5 protein-coding genes are annotated in these 4,508 nt (G+C 67.8%); all 5 read right to left on the minus strand.

All coding sequences use genetic code 11. The features are described 5' to 3' along the window. On the minus strand, positions 1–1,731 hold a 1,731-nt coding region (locus tag ELR45_RS23830), incomplete at its 3' end, for a DUF222 domain-containing protein (protein WP_165368054.1). Positions 1,732–1,894: 163 nt separating this feature from the next. Beyond that, positions 1,895–3,121, minus strand: a complete 1,227-nt coding sequence (locus tag ELR45_RS23835) for an RNA polymerase sigma factor (protein WP_129668645.1) — start codon at positions 3,119–3,121, stop codon at positions 1,895–1,897. A gap of 2 nt (positions 3,122–3,123) precedes the next feature. Further along, entirely contained in the window at positions 3,124–3,474 is a 351-nt protein-coding gene (locus ELR45_RS23840; protein WP_129668569.1) for a YciI family protein, read from the minus strand. A gap of 66 nt (positions 3,475–3,540) precedes the next feature. Next, positions 3,541–4,149: a dihydrofolate reductase family protein gene (locus tag ELR45_RS23845; protein WP_129668570.1), complete on the minus strand. Its 609-nt coding sequence runs from the start codon at positions 4,147–4,149 to the stop codon at positions 3,541–3,543. Between the two features lie 170 nt (positions 4,150–4,319). Then, a partial coding sequence (locus ELR45_RS23850) for a dihydrofolate reductase family protein (RefSeq protein WP_205857152.1) occupies positions 4,320–4,508 on the minus strand: 189 nt, incomplete at its 5' end.

Here is a 4,508-nt window from a genome sequence, read left to right on the forward strand (position 1 = left end):
AAGCAGGATGAAGTCGACCAGCTCTTGCGGCGGGGTATATCTGGTGCGCCCGTAGTCCAGGGCGTGCCCGCCGACGGGGTCGGTGACAACCCAGCGCCACACACCGGCGGCTGCCAGGACCCGCGCTGTGTCGGCATCGATCGGGCCGTAGCCGTCGAGGTGGGCAGGGTTCTCGTCCAGGCCGATCCAGGTGGTCAGCGGCATGGTCATGTTTACCGTGACCGGCCGGCCGTGCGCGTTGGCCAGCGGTGCTCCGGCGGTGGCGCCGCATTCGGCGCAGCCGTCACCGCCGAGGGTGCCGGTGAACAACGACGACCATGCCAACCCGGCCAGCGCGTCCGCGCGGGCCTGATCCAGCGTCCGCCGCCGCTCCGGCCCACTCTCGTCATCGCTTACGCGGCCGTCGTCGTTTGCGCCGTCGGACTCGTCGCCGTGGCCGCCATTCGCACCGTCGGTTTCGTCGTCGTTTGCACCGTCGGTTTCGTCGCCGTGGCCGCCGCCGGTGCTGCCCGCCGTGGACTTGCCGTCCTGGCTGCGTAGGGTTTCGGCGCTGGCAGCCAGGGTTGTCATGATCGCTTGGGCGTCTTCGGCAGGCAGGTAGGCATACAGCCAGGCCATGCCATCCTTGGCAGGCTCAGTCCACACCCGCCGCTGCTTTCTCGCCTCACGGTGCTTCTTCTTCGACGTGCGAGGGTCAAGCTGGTGCAGCAGCCGGTTCACCACCTGGGACAGCTTCACCGAGGTCCACTTGTGCACGTGCGGCAACACCGCCGCTTCGACCTTACGGGCCACTTGAGGCTCACGGTCCCTCAGCGCGGTGAGCAGGATCCGCACCCGCCGCTGATCCAGCCGCCCGACAGCGAACGCCTCACGAACCGCGGGATGATCCTCGACCAGCTGCACCCCCTGGGCCACGACCTGTTCGGCCTGCGGCTTGGTCCACGGCCACACCGTGCACAGGTCTCCCGCGGTCACCGGGATCGGATGCAACGAGGAACACCCCTCAGGATTGCTCGGCTGCACCTCCGGACGGCGGGTCAACTCCGCCACGACCGAAGCCTGCTCCGCCTGCGCCCAAGCGATCAGCCTCTCCCACCCGGCCGCGGCATCCCCCAGCTCGGCCGCGCTCGGCTGCCCCACGCCGGCCGCTGTCAACGCCTGGACCAACTCCACCCCCGGCCCAAGACCGGCGATCTTCCTCTCAACGCCGCCGACACCACCATCGACATCACCGCTGTCACCGTCGCCATCGACATCGGTGTCGCCCTCAGTGTCGGGGTGGCCGGGCAGGTCATCCAACAGCGACACGTTCGCCGCGATCCAGCCGGGGTGATCGGCAGGCATCACCTCGTTGCCATCGCAGGCGCTCCCGGGCTGAGATAGCAGCGGCGCCTCATCGGCCACCCACGCCTCCGCCGCCACATCCACCGCGAACGGATCATCCGGGTCCACCCCGGCATCGAGCAGCACCCCACGCGTCACGTCGAGCTCGCTCAACTCGGCGTGAACCAGCCGCGCCCAGCACGCCTCGACCGCGGCCGCATGCGCCATCGCATACGCCCGCGCAACCTCGGGATCCACCTCAAACCGACCACGACTGCCACCGGCAGCTGCATGACCAGACGCCCCAACGCCCGAGCGGGCGCCTGCGGCGTCCATGGATGCGACACGACCGGCCACGCCGGGAACTTCATCCGGCAATGCCAGGTCAGAGGCGATAGATTCGAACATCAGTACATGATATTCGCAACCACGTTCGAGCACAACAGTCTAGAAGTCCTGCCCCGGAAATCCGCGGTCGACGTTGGTAGTGGATACCTCGCAAGGCGCCGGAGCAGGTCGATCAGGGCCGGCCGTCGCTTTGCCATGGGTTCGGCCGGGATCCGCGCGGGCGCTACCCCAGCTGGTCGCGGCGGCGGGTGAGGTAGGCGGTCTCGGCGGTGTTACCTGCCAGTTCGATGGCTTTGTCGTAGGCCGCGCGCGACTTCTGACTGCGGCCCAGCCGGCGCAGCAGGTCGGCGCGGGTCGCATGGTAGGCGTGATAGCCGGCCAACTTGTCCCCCAGACGGTCGACGGCAGCCAGCGCCACATCCGGTCCGTCAAGCTCGGCGACCGCGATGGCCCGGTTGAGCGCGATGATCGGCGAGGGGTCGAGGCGGACGAGCTGGTCGTAGAGGGCGACGATCTGCGACCAGTCGGTGTCGCGCATGTCGCGGGCGGAGGTGTGCACCGCGCTGATCGCGGCGAGGATCTGGTAGCGGCCAGGAGCCACCCCGGCGGCCAGGCGTTCGCGCACCAGCCGATGACCCTCGGCGATCAGCGACGCGTCCCAGGCCCCACGGTCCTGCTCGTCGAGGGCGACCAGTTCGCCGCTCGCCGAAACCCGGGTGGTGCGGCGGGCCTCGGTGAGGAGCATCAGCGCCAGGAGCCCGGCCACCTCACCGTCCTCCGGCATGAGAGCACGGATCAGGCGAGTAAGCCGGATCGCCTCGGCGGTCAGGTCGTGACGTACGGGATCGGTGTCCGGGCCAGTCGCCAAGTAGCCCTCGTTGAAGGCGAGGTACACGACGGCGAGTACACCGCAGACGCGTGCCGGGAGATCCTCCGCGGCCGGTACCCGAAAGGGGATGCGAGCCGCCTTGATCTTGGCCTTCGCGCGGGTGATCCGCCGCCCCATGGCGGTCTCCTGCACCAGGAAGGCACGGGCGATCTCTGGCACGGTCAGACCGCCGACCATGCGCAGCGTCAGCGCCACCCGGGACTCCATCGCCAGCGCCGGGTGACAACAGGTGAAGATCAGCCGGAGCCGCTCGTCGTCGATGGCCCCGATAGGCTCAGGCGGATCGTCGTCGTACACCATCTGAGCCTCCTTCTGCTTGTCGTCGCGTTTGTTCTCGCGCCGGATCCGGTCGATCGCCTTGCGGTTGGCCGTGGTGGTCAGCCAAGCGCCAGGATTGGGAGGCACGCCGTCTGCCGGCCACCGCTCGACGGCGGCCGCAAACGCCTCGGCCGCCGCGTCCTCGGCGATGTCGAGGTCACCGAAACGCCTGGTCAAGGAGGCAACCACCCGGGCCCACTCCTCGTGGTGGGCCTGCGTGATCGCCTCCCGTACGTCCGCCACGCTCACAGGAACGGCCGCACCTCGACCCTCCGGTTGCAGGCCTTCGACCCCTCGGCGGCGAGCTTGAGCGCCACGTCGAGGTCGGGAGCCTGGATGATCCAGAAGCCGCCGAGATGCTCCTTGGACTCCAGGAAGGGTCCGTCGGTGAACATCGCCTCCTCGCCCCGGTTGTCGATGATGGTGGCCGTGTCGGGCGAAGCGAGGCCGCCGGCGAAGACCCAGTGATCCTCCGCCTTGAGCCGGTCGTTGAACGCGTTGATCGCAGCCATCTCGTCCGAGGTGGCGGACCCGGTCTTGTCCTCCCGGACGCCACCTGGGAGGAACTGCTCGATCACGGAAACCAGGTACTGCATCTGAAGATCACCTCCTGTGGTTCTGGAATCGGTCGGTCGTCTAGTGCGTCATCTATGGCACGTGCTTCAGTCGGTTGCATACTGCGGGCGCCCGGCCAGCCGGTAGACCTGGAGCGTGATGCCCTTCGTGAAGGCCCGCGAGTCAACCAGGTCAAGCGCCATGTCCGGGCCGGAGTCGGCGAACAGCCGCGTGCCCTGGCCGACGACCACCGGGACGACGAGCAGATTCATCTCGTCGACGAGGCCGTTCTCCAGCAGCCAGCGAACCAGCTTGCCGCTGCCGTGCACCTGCAGTTCCCCTCCCGGCTTGGCCTTCAGCTCGCCGATGGCCGCCGCGACGTCACCGGACAGGACGGTCGTGTCCGCCCAGCGCGGTTCGGTGAGCGTGGTCGATGCCACGTACTTGGGCCGCGTGTTCAAGGCACGTCCGATCGGAGTGTTCGCCATATCCTCTCTCGCGCCCCAGGTGCGGGCGAAGAACTCGTATGTCCACCGGCCGAACAGGAATGCGTCGGCGCGCTGGTACACCTGGTCGACCAATGTCATGGCCTCATTGTCGAAGTGCCCCATGGCCCATCCGTCGCGCTCGAATCCGGCCATGCGGTCCTCCTCCGACGGGCCGTTTCCCTGCATCACTCCGTCGACGGAGACCTGCGTGGTAGTCGTCAGTTTCATGATCGCGGTTCCATTCTCCTTGGGGCCCCCTCGTGGGCAACCTCTCACCCCTGCTACGAACACCGCTGCCCCGATCCGACACCGCCTTCCTGATGTCTTTCAAGGACTTTCTGCTACGCCGGTAGTGAATGATCGGACCTCGTGGAAGCATCAGGGGTGCATGGACGGACTCAGACATGCAGGGTGGGCCGGTAGATGAGCTCCTGGATGTTTCCGTCGAGCGTCCGGCTCTCGATCAGCTCGAGGTCGAAGTCGGCCGCACCCTGGAAGATCGGGTCCAGTCCGGTCTGACCGGTGATCACGGGGAAGAGCGTCACCTGGACGCGGTCGACCAGACCCGCGGCCATCAGCGCCCGGTT

Origin of the sequence: Phytoactinopolyspora endophytica (assembly GCF_004138495.1) — a bacterium.
In the GTDB taxonomy this organism is placed as follows: Bacteria; Actinomycetota; Actinomycetes; order Jiangellales; family Jiangellaceae; genus Phytoactinopolyspora; species Phytoactinopolyspora endophytica.